21 protein-coding genes are annotated in these 17,087 nt (G+C 57.6%); 7 read left to right on the top strand and 14 right to left on the bottom strand.

What is annotated here, in order from left to right; translation table 11 throughout:
- Positions 1-5: 5 nt before the first annotated feature.
- On the bottom strand, positions 6-497 hold the full coding sequence (locus tag AC13DE_RS14975) for an MgtC/SapB family protein (RefSeq protein WP_446296672.1): 492 nt from the start codon (positions 495-497) through the stop codon (positions 6-8).
- A 358-nt stretch (positions 498-855) separates the two neighbouring features.
- Between AC13DE_RS14975 and nthA the strand changes: the two genes are divergently transcribed.
- From nthA to AC13DE_RS14960, 3 genes are read left to right on the top strand one after another with little or no spacing between them, the layout of a single operon-like run.
- Entirely contained in the window at positions 856-1,506 is a 651-nt protein-coding gene (gene nthA / locus AC13DE_RS14970) for a nitrile hydratase subunit alpha (protein WP_446296671.1), read from the top strand.
- Positions 1,503-2,165, top strand: a complete 663-nt coding sequence (gene nthB / locus AC13DE_RS14965; RefSeq protein WP_483048276.1) for a nitrile hydratase subunit beta — start codon at positions 1,503-1,505, stop codon at positions 2,163-2,165. Before nthA ends, nthB begins: the two co-directional genes overlap by 4 nt.
- Positions 2,162-2,491, top strand: coding sequence for a nitrile hydratase accessory protein (locus AC13DE_RS14960; protein WP_446313210.1), 330 nt, complete (start codon positions 2,162-2,164; stop codon positions 2,489-2,491). The genes nthB and AC13DE_RS14960 overlap by 4 nt, the downstream gene beginning before the upstream one ends.
- A 102-nt stretch (positions 2,492-2,593) precedes the next feature.
- On the opposite strand, the gene AC13DE_RS14955 is transcribed toward AC13DE_RS14960, so the two are convergent.
- The 5 genes from AC13DE_RS14955 to osmF form a co-directional block, all read right to left on the bottom strand.
- Positions 2,594-3,352, bottom strand: a complete 759-nt coding sequence (locus tag AC13DE_RS14955) for a flavodoxin family protein (protein WP_446296668.1) — start codon at positions 3,350-3,352, stop codon at positions 2,594-2,596.
- 173 nt (positions 3,353-3,525) lie between these two features.
- Positions 3,526-4,284, bottom strand: a complete 759-nt coding sequence (locus AC13DE_RS14950; protein ID WP_483048275.1) for an ABC transporter permease — start codon at positions 4,282-4,284, stop codon at positions 3,526-3,528.
- A complete protein-coding gene (locus AC13DE_RS14945; protein WP_483048274.1) occupies positions 4,281-5,216 on the bottom strand; it encodes an ABC transporter ATP-binding protein in 936 nt (311 codons plus the stop codon). The genes AC13DE_RS14950 and AC13DE_RS14945 overlap by 4 nt, the downstream gene beginning before the upstream one ends.
- On the bottom strand, positions 5,213-6,298 hold the full coding sequence (locus tag AC13DE_RS14940; protein WP_483048273.1) for an ABC transporter permease: 1,086 nt from the start codon (positions 6,296-6,298) through the stop codon (positions 5,213-5,215). Before AC13DE_RS14940 ends, AC13DE_RS14945 begins: the two co-directional genes overlap by 4 nt.
- Before the next feature lie 110 nt (positions 6,299-6,408).
- The gene (osmF, locus tag AC13DE_RS14935; protein ID WP_483048272.1) at positions 6,409-7,314 is read right to left on the bottom strand and encodes a glycine betaine ABC transporter substrate-binding protein OsmF; all 906 of its coding nucleotides are present in this window, start codon (positions 7,312-7,314) and stop codon (positions 6,409-6,411) included.
- 290 nt (positions 7,315-7,604) lie between these two features.
- On the opposite strand from osmF, the gene AC13DE_RS14930 reads away from it, so the two are divergent.
- Entirely contained in the window at positions 7,605-8,510 is a 906-nt protein-coding gene (locus AC13DE_RS14930) for a LysR family transcriptional regulator (protein ID WP_446296663.1), read from the top strand.
- A gap of 90 nt (positions 8,511-8,600) precedes the next feature.
- Here the strand turns inward: AC13DE_RS14930 and AC13DE_RS14925 are convergent, their stop codons facing one another.
- The 4 genes from AC13DE_RS14925 to AC13DE_RS14910 are packed head-to-tail and all read right to left on the bottom strand — an operon-like array spanning position 8,601 to position 11,540.
- Positions 8,601-9,536 carry an OmpA family protein gene (locus AC13DE_RS14925; RefSeq protein ID WP_483048271.1) on the bottom strand — a complete coding sequence of 312 codons (936 nt, stop codon included), beginning with the start codon at positions 9,534-9,536 and terminating at the stop codon, positions 8,601-8,603.
- The gene (locus tag AC13DE_RS14920; protein WP_483048270.1) at positions 9,533-10,102 is read right to left on the bottom strand and encodes a peroxidase-related enzyme; all 570 of its coding nucleotides are present in this window, start codon (positions 10,100-10,102) and stop codon (positions 9,533-9,535) included. The genes AC13DE_RS14925 and AC13DE_RS14920 overlap by 4 nt, the downstream gene beginning before the upstream one ends.
- Before the next feature lie 11 nt (positions 10,103-10,113).
- Positions 10,114-10,824: a GNAT family N-acetyltransferase gene (locus tag AC13DE_RS14915; protein WP_483048269.1), complete on the bottom strand. Its 711-nt coding sequence runs from the start codon at positions 10,822-10,824 to the stop codon at positions 10,114-10,116.
- A complete protein-coding gene (locus AC13DE_RS14910; RefSeq protein WP_446313217.1) occupies positions 10,821-11,540 on the bottom strand; it encodes a competence/damage-inducible protein A in 720 nt (239 codons plus the stop codon). The genes AC13DE_RS14915 and AC13DE_RS14910 overlap by 4 nt, the downstream gene beginning before the upstream one ends.
- A gap of 46 nt (positions 11,541-11,586) precedes the next feature.
- Between AC13DE_RS14910 and sfsA the strand changes: the two genes are divergently transcribed.
- Together sfsA and map are read left to right on the top strand one after the other, a co-directional pair.
- Entirely contained in the window at positions 11,587-12,327 is a 741-nt protein-coding gene (sfsA, locus tag AC13DE_RS14905; RefSeq protein ID WP_446297994.1) for a DNA/RNA nuclease SfsA, read from the top strand.
- A 30-nt stretch (positions 12,328-12,357) separates the two neighbouring features.
- Entirely contained in the window at positions 12,358-13,173 is an 816-nt protein-coding gene (gene map / locus AC13DE_RS14900; protein ID WP_483048268.1) for a type I methionyl aminopeptidase, read from the top strand.
- A 20-nt stretch (positions 13,174-13,193) separates the two neighbouring features.
- Here the strand turns inward: map and pssA are convergent, their stop codons facing one another.
- The 4 genes from pssA to AC13DE_RS14880 form a co-directional block, all read right to left on the bottom strand.
- Positions 13,194-13,955, bottom strand: coding sequence for a CDP-diacylglycerol--serine O-phosphatidyltransferase (pssA, locus tag AC13DE_RS14895; protein WP_446297996.1), 762 nt, complete (start codon positions 13,953-13,955; stop codon positions 13,194-13,196).
- Positions 13,956-14,621 carry a phosphatidylserine decarboxylase gene (locus AC13DE_RS14890; protein ID WP_446297997.1) on the bottom strand — a complete coding sequence of 222 codons (666 nt, stop codon included), beginning with the start codon at positions 14,619-14,621 and terminating at the stop codon, positions 13,956-13,958.
- 83 nt (positions 14,622-14,704) lie between these two features.
- Positions 14,705-15,256, bottom strand: coding sequence for a 16S rRNA (guanine(966)-N(2))-methyltransferase RsmD (gene rsmD / locus AC13DE_RS14885; RefSeq protein ID WP_483048267.1), 552 nt, complete (start codon positions 15,254-15,256; stop codon positions 14,705-14,707).
- Positions 15,253-16,461: an NAD(P)/FAD-dependent oxidoreductase gene (locus AC13DE_RS14880; protein ID WP_446313222.1), complete on the bottom strand. Its 1,209-nt coding sequence runs from the start codon at positions 16,459-16,461 to the stop codon at positions 15,253-15,255. Before AC13DE_RS14880 ends, rsmD begins: the two co-directional genes overlap by 4 nt.
- 91 nt (positions 16,462-16,552) lie before the next feature.
- Between AC13DE_RS14880 and AC13DE_RS14875 the strand changes: the two genes are divergently transcribed.
- Positions 16,553-17,041 (top strand): peroxiredoxin, encoded by a 489-nt coding sequence (locus AC13DE_RS14875; protein WP_446298000.1) that lies wholly within the window; start codon positions 16,553-16,555, stop codon positions 17,039-17,041.
- The last annotated feature ends 46 nt before the right edge of the window (positions 17,042-17,087 follow it).

Genomic DNA, 17,087 nt, shown 5'->3' with positions numbered 1-17,087 from the left:
AGGATTCATCCATTTCCATGATAGGTTCCGGCGCTCTTCTCGAGCTTGCGCACCAGTGCGATTATTATCAGCGTCAGAACCGTTGTCATTCCGGCGATGACCCATTCGCCCAAACCGCTTGCGACGCCGACTGCCGCTGCGACCCACATACTGGCACCCGTTGTCAGCCCTCTGACCTTGCCCTGAGAAAATACAATCAACCCCGCCGCAAGGAAAGCAACGCCACTTGTGACAGCCTCGATGATACGCAGAGGGTCCATACGCACGGTGTCACCGAAATCAGACGCACGCGACAGCAATGCCAGCGTCAACAGACTATAGATGCAGGCGGCAAGGCCAATCAGCATATGGGTCCTAAGGCCCGCCGGTCTTCGGGATCTTTCACGTTCCAGCCCGATCAGGCCACAAAAGACCACCGTTGCCAGGGTTCTCGTTACCACAACGGTGACGGGCAAACCCGATCCGGCCGAAAATTCATTTATCAGATCAGTCCACATTGCGGCTCCCCTATGCAAAGTATGGCTGGCGTTTTATAAATGATCTCTGGTGCCCCACCCCCCGAGAAATCTGGGGATATATAAAGGCTGCCCTGACAGGATAATGTGGCGTATTCGGCATGTTCGGTTCCCGCATCTACAATCACGCGCCGCCCTCGCCCCGGCAAAGGTGACTTATTAGCAAAATAACATAGAACGCTGAATTTCAGGTCCAGTAGTTTTGCATCATCGAACGGATCAATGCCTGGCTTGATGGGGGACACCAGAAATACAGTAGGACTTCATGTCGCTGAATGAATATGATCGAATATAATTGAATTCGGCCCTATACTGAACAGAGACAAAAGAGGGGGCGCTTATGAGCCTTGAGAAAAATTCTTCCAGTCATGATCACGGTCATTCCCATCATCATGACCACTCGCATCTCACCGACATAGATGCCCGGGTACGGGCGCTTGAAACGGTACTCTCGGCCAAGGGCTATATAGATAGCGATGCAGTCGATGAAATCGTCCAGACCTATACAACCAAAATCGGGCCCCAGAACGGTGCGCATGTCGTAGCCAAATCCTGGTGCGACCCTGAATTTCGCGAATGGATCGAAAGCGATTCGACGGCAGCGATCCATTCGCTTGGCTACACATCACGCCAAGGCGAACACATAGAGGCTGTTTTCAACTCTGATACGCAGCACCACCTGATCGTTTGCACCCTGTGTTCTTGCTATCCGTGGTCGGTGCTGGGGCTCCCACCCGCTTGGTATAAGTCGCCGCCGTACCGTTCGCGCGCGGTCTTTGATCCGCGCGGTGTCCTGGAAGAATTCGGATTGGTCCTGCCGCCGACGACACGAATAGAGGTTCACGATTCGACGTCCGAGGTCAGATATCTTGTCATCCCGCAAAGACCGGCAGGGACCGAAGGCTGGACAGAAAGCGAATTGAGCCGTCTTGTCACCCGCGATTCAATGATCGGCACAGCGTTGGCATCAGCACCGGGTGACCGGCCATGAATGGCGGGGCTGATCTGGGTGGCATGATGGGCCTGGGGCCTATTGCAATCGAAAAAGACGAACCGTTGTTTCATGCAGACTGGGAAAAACGTGCGTTCGGTATGACCATTGCATTGGGGGCCTGCGGACAGTGGAATATCGACACGTCCAGGTATACTCGCGAAAATATGCATCCCGCCGACTATATGCTGACCCCCTATTACAAGATCTGGATAGATGCGGCTGTCCGGATGATGAAACAACGTTCGATGATTTCCGAAACCGAAATCGAAACCGGGAACGTGATTGATGCGCCCGCCGCCGTGAAACCCAAGCTGAAAGCATCGGACGTCGAAACCGTGTTATCCGCAGGCGGGCCCGCTGATCGCCCGGCCCAAGGGCATCCGGTCTGGCAAGTTGGCGACCGTATCAAGACGATAAACAACCACCCCCGCACCCATACCCGGCTTCCGCGCTATGCGCGCGACAAGGCCGGTGAAATAACCAAGGTTCACGGGTTTCACGTGTTCCCCGACAGTAACGCGTCGGGTCTGGGCGAAGACCCACATTGGCTTTATCAAGTTACCTTTACATCCCGGGACCTATGGGGAGAGCAGGGGAACGCGGCCGACACCGTTTCTCTTGATCTGTGGGAACCCTATTTGAAAGCCTTGCAATGAACCCAACAGACGCATCCAAGCTACCCGGCATCAAGCTTCAAGGGGACGAACCGGTATTTAACGAGCCATGGGAGGCTCAGGCGTTTGCCATGACGGTGAACCTACACCAAAACGGCGTTTTTGAATGGCAGGAATGGGCAGATACCCTATCGCAGGAAATCCACTCGGGAACAGTCCGCAGCTATTATGAACACTGGCTGTCGGCGCTCGAAAAAATCGTTGCCGACAAGGCGCTCACGACGATACCTGATCTTGCCGAGGTCAAATCCCGGTGGCAACAAGCTGCAATCGAAACGCCCCATGGCCAAGCCATAGTGCTCAAATAGCATACGGGATCATCGTACGATACCGTCGTGGCGCTCCCCGGGGGTGATGACAAGACCCTAAGGACCAAAGGGCCTTGTCGCCCTAGCATGTAGCGGCGGCGCCTAGGCCCGGTGTTCTGGGTTTTCGTAATCGAAACGGCAGCCGGCCTTCCAAGCGTTGCGGTCGTTGCCATGGTTCGGCAGACCTCCGGCATCTTTTAACATCCGGGCCATGTGCATCAAGTTCCACGTCATGATGGTCGCGTTGCGTTGGGTGAATTCATTGTCGAACCCGGCTGGCCCCCCTTCGACGTCATCACCATAAGATGGGCCCGGGCCGGCTTCGCCGATCCAACCACAGTCAGCCTGTGGCGGTATCGTATACCCCAAATGGCTCATCCCATAAAGAATACTGCTGGCGCAGTTTTTGATACCGTCTTCGTTCCCGGTCACCACCGCGCCACCAGTCTTGCCGTAAAAGATGCTTTGGCCCTTTTCATTCAACATACCCGACATCGCGTACAAGCGTTCTATCAGAACCCGGCACAGCGAACTTACCTCTCCTAGCCAAATCGGCGTACCGATGATCAGAATATCGGCGGCCGCGACCTTTTTCCATAACGCTGGCCATTCATCGCGGTCCCACCCGTGTTCAGTCATGTCGGGGTAAACGCCGATCGCAATCTGTTGTGCCGCCACGTGGATGTATTCGACTTCGACCTTGTTACGCGACATGATGTCCCCCGCCACGGACAGCAGCAGCTTCGTATGGGACTTTTCTTCTTCCTTCTTCAGGCTGGTGTTGAAAATAACCGCCTTAAGATCCGAAAAGTCAGTGGAATTCTCGTCGCAAAGCTTTGACTGGGTTTCATTCAGGGTCATGATGGGTCTCCTCCTGTTATGTTTCGGAAATGGGTTGCCGAACGTTGTTCAATGCATTGGTCCGGACGATGGTTTCGAGATGGTGAAATGCGCCACGGCTTGCCGACATAAATGCAGATGGTGATTGGCGATTGGGGCACCGCAATGGGCGTATATCTGCGTTTGGCCGTGGGTCATGGCGTCGACTTTGGTGTATTGGCCGTTCCTGTGCGGCGCGCCAGATATCGTTCAAGCTGCACCAGAGCGTCATATATCAATACCGCAAAAAGCCCGACAATAAGCCCGCCTTGCAGGACAAAAGCCGTGTTGTTGGTCAAAAGGCCGGCGATGATCACTTCGCCTAGCGTGCGGGCCGCTACCGTTGACCCGATCGTGGCGGTACCCAGGGCAATGACCACGGACAACCTGATGCCCGTCAGTGTCACAGGCAACGCAAGCGGCAATTCCACGCGTATCAGGCGCTGCCATCTGGTCAGCCCAAGACCTCGCGCGGCTTCCATCGTTGCAGCGGGCAGGTTCGATAGGGCAGTCATTGCATTTTCGAATATCGGCAACAAACCGTACAGGAAAAGCGCCACAAGGGTCGGCCCCGGCCCGAACCCCAAAACAGGAACCGCCAACGCCAACACGGCAACGGGGGGAAATGTCTGCCCCATATTGGCGACCGTCCGTGACAGTGGCCGGAACGATGCCCCCACCGGACGAGTCACAAAAATGGCCAGCGTCACCGCAACCACGGTGGCCGCCAAGGAGGCCACGAAAACAAGGCCAAGATGGCTAAGCGACAACGACAACAACGTAGCACGGGCATAGATTACCGGCCCGCCATTCGGTGCCAGCGGCGCAAATACCGGTATGAATAGTTCGGGCCACAGCACGAGCAGCAGCAGCAACGCTGACAGGAGCGGGCGTAGAATCATTCCGATGCTCATGCGTGCAACTCCGCACGTGCGCGGATGGTATCAAGGGTTACACGTCCTACGACGACGCCGTCGTTCTCCACCGGTACAGCTTCGCGACCAGTCCACAGGCACGCCGACAGCGCGTCGCGAAGACTGGCCTTCGTTGACAGGGCATCACCGTTTGCCGCGCCGGGTTCGACAACTTCACCAAGCGGAATTAGCGACAGCAACCGCAAGGGACGCTCCACATCGCCCACCATATTCGCGACGAATGCCGTCGCCGGTCTGGTAATGATCTCGGCTGGTGTGCCATGCTGGACAAGCTTGCCCCCGTCCATAACAGCCACGCGGTCTCCCAAGAGGATCGCTTCCTCCATATCATGGGTTACCAGCATGATCGTCGACCCGAGCTTTTGCTGTATACGGCGCAGATCTTCTTGGGCGCGGTTCCGGATGATGGGGTCGAGCGCGCCAAACGGTTCGTCCATCAGCAACAGGTCGGGCCGGGACGCCAAAGCCCGTGCCACGCCGACACGTTGCTGTTGCCCCCCGGACAATTCCGCCGGATAACGGTTGCGAAACTGCTTGGGTTCCATTGAAAACAGCGCAAGCAATTCATCCACCCGCGCGTTGATTTCGGCGCGCGACCACTTCAACAGCTGAGGGACCGCCCCGATATTTCGGGCCACCGTATGGTGAGGAAACAGCCCGTGACCCTGAATGGCATAACCGATCCGCCGCCGCAGTATATGCGGCTTGACCGACATCGTCGGTACCCCGTTGATGCGTACTTCGCCAGAGGTCGGTTCTTCCAGCCGGTTGATCATGCGTAACAACGTCGTCTTGCCAGACCCTGACGTGCCGACAATTACGGTGATCGTTCCGGTCTCGACGGTCATCGAAACGCTGTCGACAGCCTTGGTGTCTGCATAGATTTTGGTGATGCGATCAATTTCGATCATGCAGTTTCCTTCGCTGTCGGCCGCGTGAGTTCGACCAGGATATCCATCACGATCGCAGAGGCGAGCGCCAGAATAACGGTGGGCAGCGCCCCCAACAAAATCAGGTCGGTCGCAGTTTGGTTCAGTCCCTGAAACACGAACGTGCCAAAACCACCACCGCCGATCAGCCCGGCAATGACCGCTAGGCCGATGTTTTGCACCAACACGATACGCAGTCCTGTCAGGATGATCGGCAAGCCCAATGGCAGCTCTACCCGCAAAAGACGCTGTTGCTGCGTCATGCCCATGCCGCGGGCGGCTTCGACTGCGGCTGGGGGTGCTGATGCCAACCCGGCAACGGTGTTGCCCACCACAGGAAGCAATGAATACAGCACCAAGGCCAGAAATGCGGGCGCAAACCCAATACCCGCAATCCCGATCGCTTGTGCGCCCGGGACCGTGTGGCCCACCCAACCCAAAAGCGGGATCATCAGACCGAACATGGCAAGCGACGGAACCGTCTGCAAAAAGCTGAGTATCGGCAGAATAGCGGCACGCAATCCGGCGCGACGGTGCGACAAGATACCGACGGGAAATCCTATCACCGCCGCCGCACCAAGAGATCCGAAAGCCAACCCCAGATGGCGCAGAAATTCCCGATAAAAGGCGTCGCTCCGGGCGGAATATTCCCTGAGGATGGACAGGTCGGATAACAGACCGGACCACAAGACCGCACCCATCGCGCCGACAACCACGGCAAGCAATCCGCCGCGTGCCAACGGGCCGGGTGCCATCGCCAACAATGCATCTACCAACAGCAGCGAAAATATCGCGAACAAGAACCAAAAGCCCATGGCCGGTGACACTCTGGCGTATTCTCCGGCTTGATCAAGCAGCGCCGGTGCCCCCTGCATCAATACCCACAGAACTCCAACCAGCCCCAACACCGCGCCACACAGACGAAGCCGCGCGAACCGTGCCGGCAGACCAAACGCAAGACCCAGCAAGACCGCCGCAACGCCGGGCCATGTCGCCACGGGGTCTGCGACATTCCAAGCCATCACACCTTGGCCAGCAACAATCCGGTTGGCGGCCAATGTCATGAACGGCACCGTTAAGCTTAACAAACCAAGACCCGCAAACAGGACGCCCGGCGCAGACAACGCTACCCCGGACCCCCGTTCGTTTCGCTGGATGGACCCGGCGCGGGCAATCAGTCCAGCACCCCGGCCTGGGTAAGATAGTCTCGCGCCACAGCTTCGGCCGGTTCACCGCCGACCTGGATACGGCCGTTAAGCTTCTGCAACGTTGCCATGTCCAATCCACCGAAAATCGGGTTCAGCACATCGGGTATGGAAGGATATTCCTTCAGCACCTCGGCACGCACGATCGGGGTCGGTTCATAGACCGGTTGCACGCCTTTATCGTCCTCCATCACCACCAGGCCCGTGGCCCCGACACCGCCATCAGTACCATACACCATCGCGGCATTGACCCCTGAAGTGCCACGTGCCGCGGCCTGAATCGTGGCTGCGGTGTCCCCGCCGGACAGGATCACGGTTTGATCCGGTGTCAGCGTGAAACCATAGGTAGACTGCATGGCGGGCAATACGGCCGGGGATGAAACAAATTCTGTCGAAGCCGCAAGCTTTATATCGCCGCCGCCAGACACCCAAGCGCCGAAATCCGACATGGTCGTCAGGTTGTTTTTCTCTGCAACCGGCCCAGTGACCGCGATCGCCCAAGTGTTGTTTGCGGGCGCAGAATCGAGCCACGTAACGTCGTTCTGTTTGCTATCCAGTTCGGCGGCTCTTGCATGGGCTGCCTTGGCGTCCTTCCAGACATCGCTATCGGCTTCGTTGAAGAAGAAGGCGGCGTTGCCGGTGTATTCAGGATAGATATCAATCTGCTTGGAAAGCAGGGCCTCGCGGACCACCTGTGTGCCGCCCAATTGCAAACGACGCTCAACAGGAAGGCCGGCGTCTTCAAGCGCAAGCGCGATGATGTTGCCCAACAGCCCGCCTTCGGTATCAATCTTGGATGATACTGTTATTTCGGCTGCGGCCCCCGAAGCAAACAGCGTAGACAGTCCAACTGCGGCAATAATGCGTGTAATCATAATGGGTTGGCTCCTTGAATATGAGATTGGATAAATCGGTTTCTGGTACGATTGATTATTAAGCTGGCACTATTGATTATTAAGGTAGCGGCCAAAGGGCCAAAGCCAAGACCAGAGTGTCCATCCGTCAACAAATTTCTAAACCCCCATTAAATGCTCCATTGTTTCGGTGTTTCGCTGCCGCGAACGATCCGCACTAATACCTTCCTACTGTCTTACCACTGCCGTGATCCTGCCTGATTTGGCCGACATACCGTTCTTCGAAACAGATGATTGAAAAGGGGACGGCAATGGACCGCCTGACAGAAATGGAAGCATTCGCCACGGTTGTGGATCAGGGTGGCTTTACGGACGCCGCGAAAAAGATGGGAATATCAAAGTCTGCGGTTTCCAAGCATGTGTCCTCTCTCGAGGCGCGCTTGGGTGCGCGGCTTTTGAACCGGACCACACGCAGGGTCAGCCCGACCGAGATCGGCCTTGCATACTATGACCGCGCCCGCCGTGTGCTGAACGACGCAGGCGAAGCCGATGCTTTGGTGACGTCGATGCAGTCGGCACCCTCTGGCTTGCTACGGATTTCGGTCGCGACGGATTTCGGCGTAAATCATCTGTCCCCGGCATTGTCCGAATTTCTTTGCGATTTTCCGGATATCACCGTCAACATGGTTTTGAATAACCGCTATGTCGAACTTATCAGTGAAGGGTTCGATATGGCTGTGCGCATCGGAGAGCTGGAAGACAGCACGCTGCGGGCACGCAAGTTGACGGAAACCACCAAACGGATGATCGCCTCACCTGGTTATTTTGAAAGATATGGCCGGCCCGAAAAAATTGACGATCTGAACAACCACAAACTGCTGCACTATTCGAACCAGTCCAGCGGCAATATGTGGAAGCTGACCTCCCCTTCAGGTGAAAAGCGTCAGGTGCGCACAGCCGGATGGCTTTCGGTCAATGACGGGCAGTCTTTGCTGAACGCCGCGATATCAGGGCTTGGCATCGCGTACCTTCCCAGTTTTCTGTATGCTGATGCGATGGAAAAGGGGCTGGTCGAAGACGCCATTCCGGATCTGCCGTTGGAAACCCAAGGGATTTACGCAGTTTATCCGCCCGGCCGATTCACCCAGCCCAAGGTCCGCGCCTTCATTGATTTCCTGGCTCACACTTTTGCCGACAAAGGTCCTACGGACTGGTGATTTTTCCCAACCCGACACCCCCTCGGTGAACTTGATCCGAACTTTCGATCACCCCCGCTACCCATAGAGGTAGCGGGGGATTTTTTGGGATCAATTGTTGCGCGGTAACAGGACTGCTTCGACCCGCCGGTTGGCTTCGCGGCCTTGGGCGGTCAGGTTTGTCGCGATGGGTGCAAGATAGCCCATTCCATGGGCATCAAGCCGGTCGTTTGGCACCCCGTACTGCTGGACGAGACGCTGGCGCACCGATTCCGCGCGGCTTCGCGATAGTGCGATATTGGGTTCCAGCAGGCCAACGCTGTCGGTATGGCCAACCAAAACGACCTGGAACTCGGGCCTTGCCTTCAGAAAGGACGCAAGATTTTCAAGTGCGGCAAAGGTTTTATCACCCAACGAAGACGTGCCACTATCGAATTCAAGCGCGGACAACACCACGTGACCCCGATCCAGTAACCCTTGGGCAAAGCCGTTCGCGTCAGTCGCCTCCGCTGTGACTTCGACGTGGGGGGTGGCAGACGGGGCTCGGTCGCTCATGGGCACGTCGGCTTGGATGATCTGTACATAAGCTGAAGAAGTCTCGGTGCTGGTCAGAACGGTCACGACATTTTCCGGCGCGTTCGTCGTGCCCTTGATAGCGGTGACAAACTGATAGCTGCGGATATCGACGTACATGTTCGGGGCGGGCAAAGTCTCTATCGCGAAGCGAAAGTCAAAGCCGCCGCAACTGTACGCATCACAGTCCAGAATGATGGTGTATCCCTCTGCCTCAAGCTGGCTGCGGATCGGGCGCATAATTTGCAAAGGAGTGGTCCCGGCGATCTCAATTTTCCAGGCGGATCGCCTGACGTCCCCCTCAATCCGAAGCGTCCGGATCTCGTTATCCTTAAAGACAGTGACCGGTGCGGCATAGATGTCTGGGGCGGTGTCTCTTTCTGCGGTCAGCCGCGCCGAAGGCGGCAAAGACAGTTCGACAGCGCCGCCCATGTTCGCCATCAGCAGCCAGAACAGGACAGTGCGCCAGATCATCTGGATTGGGCGTGATAGGCGTCATTTGGGCGCATGTCCGTAGCGCTGGCGACGCGATTTGTCATGTTGAAGAACCCGGCCACCGACGCGATGTCAAAGATATCGCGATCCGAAAACCCGACGTCCCGTAGTGCCTGACGGTCGGCTTCCGAGGTTTTGGCACTGGCCACCGTAAGGTTTTCCGCAAACGCCAGCATCGCTGCCTGACGCGCATCCAGATCAGCGACGCGCCAGTTCATCACCATCTGTTCGCCCAGAATTGGGTTGCCCGACAGTTCTCGGACAGCCGCACCGTGCGCAGTCAGGCAATAGTAGCATTTGTTCACGGACGACACGACGACCGCAATCATCTCGCGCTCGAGCTTGGACAGGTTTGAATCGCCTAGCATCAAGTCATTGTACATTGCGGTAAACGCGTTCAGCTTATCGATATCAAAGGCATAGGCCCGCAGCACATTCGGAACCATGCCCAGCTTTTGCTGACATACATCAAAATATTTCTGGGTTGCCTCGGGCAAAGGGTCGACCATGGGCAGGTTCAGGGCGGTGGGGGCGTCATGTGCCATAGGGCAACTCCTTAATCAGCAGACTGACGATAATGATAGTCACCTACATGGGCAAAGCCCAGACTTTGGTACAGGCGGTTGGCACCGACATTCGCCTTGGTGCAAAGAACCGCCAAGCGATCGGCGCCCTGCCGTTCAGCCCAGAATGCCGCGCGACGCATCAACCATTTCGCGACGCCCTGCTGGCGCTGGTGCTCAAGAACTTCGACAGCATGCACCATGCAGACCCCATCATGGATCGCGGCGAATGCGACACCGCCGGGCATTTCGTTCCAGCGGGTCAGGATCGCCGTCTTGGTTTTGGCGCGGTGCATGACCTTGATACGTTCGGGGCCGATGCCGCCTTTGGCCCAGATTTCCAGCATGATCGCCAGCGGTTCCCAGATGTCAAAGGCCGTGACCCGAGGGATCGGCACGTCGGTCAGCTGTGCCACAGGGGCGACATACAGGTTGACCGGATCGACAATAGCATAGCCCCGCGCCGCAAGTTCGGCGTCCAGGGGGTCATCCCCGCTGCGGATCATGAACAACGGACGCTGACCCATCGCGCGCATCGACGTTTCGGCCTGTGCGATGTCGGTATCGGGGCCTGCGATCGTTGCGGCTGACACGCGTTTGCCCCCGCCCTGGCCGTCGCGCAAGGTCCAACCGCCTTCGGTCCAGAGTCTTGCGGCGGGCCATGTGTGGTCGATGACCTGATAAAGCCGCTCCAGATCAGTCAAGGAAACACCTGCGCGAGCTTCGCCATCGCCGCGTCAACCTCGGCCTGATCATTGCCGCGGATCACGATATGCGCGCCGTATTTGCCGTCTTTCTGGAAGGGGTAGGACCCGATAGAGAGGTTGGGATAGGCGTTCGCCAACTCTCCCAACGGTCCGGCGATGTCGCCTTCGCCCCGTTCGATGCGATGGGTGGCGCTGATCAGGGGGGCCCCACCGGTCAGGGTTGGCAAGACGCTGGCGACCATCGCCTCGAACACGGCAGGGACGCCGGCCATGACATAGACGTTTTCGAGTTTGAACCCCGGCGCGGCGGACACGGGGTTGTCGATCAGCGTGGCATCATCGGGGATACGCGCCATGCGCAGACGGGCGATGTTCAGCTCTGTCGCGCTTTTGGCGTAATGTTCGGCCAGAATGGCACGGGCATCCTCGCGCACGTCGATATTCTTGTTAAAGGCCGCAGCAATGCAATCAGCGGTGATGTCGTCATGGGTCGGCCCGATGCCGCCGCTTGTGAAAACGCTGTCATAGACCTTGGCCAATTGTTGCACGGCGGCGATGATGGTGCCGTTTTCATCCCCCACCACGCGCACCTCCTTAAGGTCGATCCCGACACGGGTCAACTGCCCCGCCAGATGGTGCATGTTTGAATCGCGGGTACGCCCCGACAGGATTTCATCGCCGATGACGATCATCGCAGCAGTGGGGTTGGGCATGGCTGTCTCCTTGAGGGGCCGTTGATTGAGGTATAGGTCACACCCCATGCGCTTTCAAACCGAACTTGTCCCCGCCCGCCTGATCCGCCGCTACAAACGGTTTCTGGCCGATTGTCAGCTTGAGGACGGCACCGAGGTGACGGCCCATTGCGCCAACCCCGGATCGATGATGGGGCTTGCCGACCCCGGCATGAAAATATGGCTCGAGCCGAACGATGATCCCAAACGCAAGCTGAACTACGGCTGGCGGCTGGTTGACCACGAGAACGGACATTTCACCGGCGTCGACACCGCCCTGCCGAACCGCGCAGTCAGGGCAGCACTCGCCGATCGGAAAATCGGTCCGCTTGCCGCCTATGGCACCGTGCGCCCCGAGGTAAAGTACGGTGAAAATTCGCGAATCGACTTTCTGATGACCGAGAAGGGCCTGCCGGATGCCTACGTCGAAGTGAAATCAGCGACCCTGTCGCGCACCGCAGGGCTGGTCGAGTTTCCCGATAGCGTAACCGCACGCGGTGCCAAACATCTGGCCGAACTGGCGCAAATGGCGCGCAGTGGGCACCGTGCCATACTGCTCTATCTGGTGCAGCGCACGGATTGCACCGCATTCTCAGTGGCCGCTGACATTGACCCGGCCTATGCGGCGGCCTTTGCCAGTGCAGGTGGCGCGGGGCTTGAAACTTTGGTCATCGGGACCCGGATCAGCCCCAAAGGCGTTGCACTTGCCGAACCCCTCGCCTTAATTGACCGACCTGACTGGCACTTGGCCGAAAGTCGCGATAGGTAACTAGGAAATTATTTGTTGGAGATACCGGTGATGAACGAACACCGAGGACGCCAGACCAAAGACGGCATTCGCATTTACGACCCCTCGGATTTCGCCGGTATGCACACCGCTGGCAAGCTGGCGGCGCAAATCCTTGATGACATCGCCGAACATGTCTTTGTCGGCCAGACTACCGGCGCGATCGACGGTGTAATCACGCAAATGGTCGAAGACGCAGGTGCAAAATCTGCCACTATCGGCTATAAGGGATATCAGCACGCCAGCTGCATTTCGCTTAATCACGTGGTCTGTCACGGCATCCCCGGCGACAAAAAGCTCAAGGATGGGGACATCCTGAACATCGATGTCACTGTGATCGTCGACGGCTGGTTCGGTGACACATCGCGGATGTATGTGGCGGGCAAGCTGTCGCGCAAGTCCGAGAGGCTGATCGAAGTCACCCACGATGCGCTGATGCGCGGGATCGAAACGGTGAAGCCGGGCAATACCTTTGGCGATATCGGCCACGCCATTCAAAGCTTTGTCGAAGCTCACCGAATGAGCGTCGTCACCGATTTTTGCGGCCATGGGCTGGGGCGGGTATTTCACGCGCCGCCGAATGTGTTGCACTACGGTCGCCCCGGCACCGGAGCTGTGCTGGAGCCGGGGATGTTTTTCACGATTGAACCGATGGTCAATCTGGGCCGCGCCGAAACCAAGGTGCTTGCCGATGACTGGACTGCCGTCACCCGTGACAAATCACTGTCCGCCCAATTCGAACACTCCATCGGCGTCACCGAGACCGGGTTCGAGATATTTACCCTGTCACCGGGAAATATGTTCCACCCAACCTATAGCCGGGACTGACCCCCTCAGGTCCGGCCCCCTCAGGTCCGGCGTTTTATCATCTTTTGTTCGATGACGGCCCAGATGACGCTGCCGGCATAAGCAAAGCAGCAGATAACCAGCGTCGCCCATGGGAAGCTGACCAGGCTTGCTATGAAGCCCGTAAAAAAGATCAGGAAATATGTAACGTTCGCCCGTGAAAAGCTGACCGACTTGAACGACCAGGTCGGGATGCGACTGACCATGACCCACCCCACCAGGACGATGTACAACGCTGTCAACGCATCGGGCATGGCCGCGCCGGGACCGAAAGCATACGGCAGATAAATCGGGAGCATGACCAGCATCGCGCCCGCAGGCGAGGGTACACCGGTAAAATAGCCGCCATCATCCAGCGGATCCTTGGTGCGCGAATCTACGTTGAACCGGGCAAGCCGCATGACACAACAAATCGCGAAGACCAGCACGCTTAGCCAGCCGGCCCGGTAGAAATCCTGCAGCCCCCAAAAGTAAACGACCAGCGGCGGCGCGACCCCGAAATTCACAAAATCGGCAAGGCTGTCGAGTTCGGCACCGATTTTACTGTCGCTCCCCAAATACCGCGCTGTACGCCCGTCCATCCCATCCAGAATCGCCGCGACCGTGATCAGCATGACGGCGAGCGAGAATTTACCTTCGGCGGCAAAGCGGATCGCGGATATCCCCGCGCAAATCGCCGCGATGGTCAGCATGTTGGGCAACAGCTGAAGCAGTGAGAATTCGGTCTTGCCTTTGTCAGTTGGAACGGGCGACTGATCGGTCATTTATGACAGCTCCGCCAGAACGGTTTCGCCGGCAACCATGGTTTGGCCGATGCTGACGCGCGGCTCCACGCCTTGCGGCAAATACACATCCAACCGCGATCCGAAACGGATCAAGCCGAACCGCTGCCCCGCCTGGATATGCGCACCTTGCTTGGTAAAGCAAACGATGCGTCGCGCCACCAGGCCAGCGATTTGCACCACCGCGATGTCGCGACCGTCTGCCATCTGGATGCGCAGGCTGTTGCGTTCATTATCTTCGCTGGCTTTATCCAAGGACGCGTTGAAAAATTTGCCGGGCCGATAGGCGATCGCGGTAACCTCGCCCGCGACCGGAGACCGGTTCACGTGGCAGTTGAACACATTCATGAAGACGCTGACCCGCGTCAACGGCGTGTCCGCCATCCCCAGTTCAGCAGGCGGAACAGCGGGTTCTATCAGCGATATGATGCCGTCTGCCGGGCTGATTACAAGGTTGTCACCCTTGGGTGTCACACGTTCGGGGTCGCGAAAGAAATAATAGCACCATACGGTGGCACCGACGCCAATCCATCCCAAGATCTCTGCCACAAGGAACAACACCACAGTAATGGCAGCAAAAATAGCCACGAACTTGCGCCCCTCGGGGTGCATTGGCTTGATAAAGGTGCTGGTCATACTTAGGCCCATGGCGGTCTATTCTCCTGTAAAGTCATTCCTTAGCACATATGCGCCAACGCAGGGAATGCAAAGCGTCAACCGTACCTGCGCCATCACGCCACGCCAAGCAGCGTGATCCATGTGTCGCCGTATTTACGTTTATCCAGTCGGGCAAACCCGTCCGGGGCATCCATGGCGGCGTTTTCTTCCCACACGACCATCGCATCCGGGCCCAGCCATCCGCCAGCCAGCGCTTTGGTCAACGCAACCTTTCCCAACCCCTTGCCGTATGGGGGGTCCAGAAAAACCAGATCAAACGGAGCCGCGATCCAGCCGCCGAGGTTTGTCGCATCCGTCCGCATGAGAGTGGCCGACGCTTCGACCCGCAACTTTTTGATGTTCTCTGCAATCAGCTTTTGGCCGACGCGACCGTTTTCCATGAAGACAGCTTCGCGCGCACCGCGCGAAAGCGCCTCGAGCCCCAATGCGCCGGTACCCGCGAATAGGTCCAGCACACGCGCGCCATTGATAACATTATGGTGGGTCAGCATGGAAAACAGGCTTTCGCGCACGCGATCGGATGTCGGGCGCAGATGCGCTTCCTCGTCACCTTTCCCCACAGCGGCAAGCTGAGTCCCGCGGTGCTTTCCTGCGATGATCCTCATGATTTCAACAGGGCTTTCATGTCGGTATCGGGGTTCTCGACCAAAGCAGGTGCCGGGGATTTTCCCGCTTCGATCAGGCGACGGCCGATCATGAAGCCGCGCGGGTCGTTCATGGCGTCGACGGCAAGCAGTTCGTCGCCGCGGTAATACCAGAACGCGATGCTATCGGCATCGGTGCGCCGGGTGATGACGCGATCATATCCTGAGTTCAGCCCGGCAATTTGCAATTTCACGTCATATTGGTCGGACCAGAACCATGGTTTTGCCAGGTATTCCCTGTCATCCCCCATAATGTTTCCGGCGACACATTCTGCCTGATCAATGGCGTTGGGCACAGATTCCAGCCGGATTCTCTGGCCCCGATATGGAAACGAGGCGCAATCCCCCGCAGCCCACACATGCGGTGCCGAGCTACGCCCGTAAGCGTCGGTCTTGATGCCATTGTCGATCACGATACCCGCGGCATCCGCCAGTTGGGTTGCAGCTTCGATGCCCACGCCGACGATGACGAAATCCACGGCCAGCTCGCTTCCATCCGACAGCACTGCACCCGTCACTTTGGTATCTCCCGAGAGACGCTCCAACCCCACGCCTTCGCGAATATCGACCCCGTGGGACGTATGCAAAGCCCGAAAAAAATCCGACGTTTGCGGTGCTGCGACCCTTTGCAGAATACGGTCGCCCATTTCGACCAATGTCACCTTGAGGCCCAGCTTGGCAGCGACTGATGCGGCTTCCAGACCGATATAGCCCCCGCCGACGATCAACACCCGCGCGCCTTCGGTGAAACGCGGGCGCATCGCATCGACATCGGCCAGACCCCGCACCACATGCACCCCATCCAATGTGCCGCCGATCCGGGCGGGCAAGCGCCGCGGCACAGACCCGGTGGTTAACACTAATTCATCATAGGCGAAGGTTTGGCCGGCGGCGCGGACGGTTTGCGCAAAGGTGTCGATTGTTTCGACAGTGGTACCCAACATCAGGTTAATCCCGTTTTCGGCATAGAAACTTTCCGGACGCAGAAATAACCTTTCCAATGCCATCTCGCCCAGAAGATAGGCTTTGGACAAAGGCGGACGTTGATAAGGCGGTACGGCTTCGGTACCGATCAGGGTGACCTCGCCGGCAAAGCCGGTGTTGCGCAGCTTGGCAACGCAGGACGATCCTGCCTGTCCTGCCCCGATCACGACCACATGTTTCATCGCTGTCCCCTTCGAAAAAACCGTTTTCCTGCCTGCTGCAAAGCCTATATCTTTAGCCAAGACAAACGCAATGACATGAAAGGTCACGCATATGACGATTTCCCAAGGTGATACGTTGCCCGACGCAACGCTGGTACGCATGGGCGAAGACGGCCCTACCGCTGTGCAGATGTCGGATAAGCTGAAGGACCGCAAGGTCGTTGTCTTTGCCGTTCCCGGAGCGTTCACACCGACCTGTCATTCGGCACACGTACCCAGTTTTGTGCGCAACAAGGACAAGTTCGATGCCAAGGGCGTCGACGAAATCATCTGTATCTCTTGCAACGATCCGTTTGTGATGCAGGCCTGGGGCGAAGCAACCGGTGCCAACGCTGCGGGCATCACCATGCTTGCCGACGCCAACAGCGAATTCACCAAAGCGATCGGGATGGACTTTTCGGCTGCTCCGGCTGGGCTGATATCACGTTCCAAGCGTTACGCGATGCTGGTTGAAGATGGCAAGGTCACGTTGTTCCAAGCCGAGGAAAGCCCCGGTGTCTGCGACCTGTCCGGCGGCGAAGCCTTGTTGGACAACATGTAACCCCCAAGGGGGATCGCACTATGAAACACAAAACGCAGCCTCGGCG

Source organism: Sulfitobacter sp. L-8, assembly GCF_056859255.1.
The sequence above is the reverse complement of the archived record's forward strand: the minus strand, read 5'-3'. Positions and strand labels throughout refer to the sequence as shown.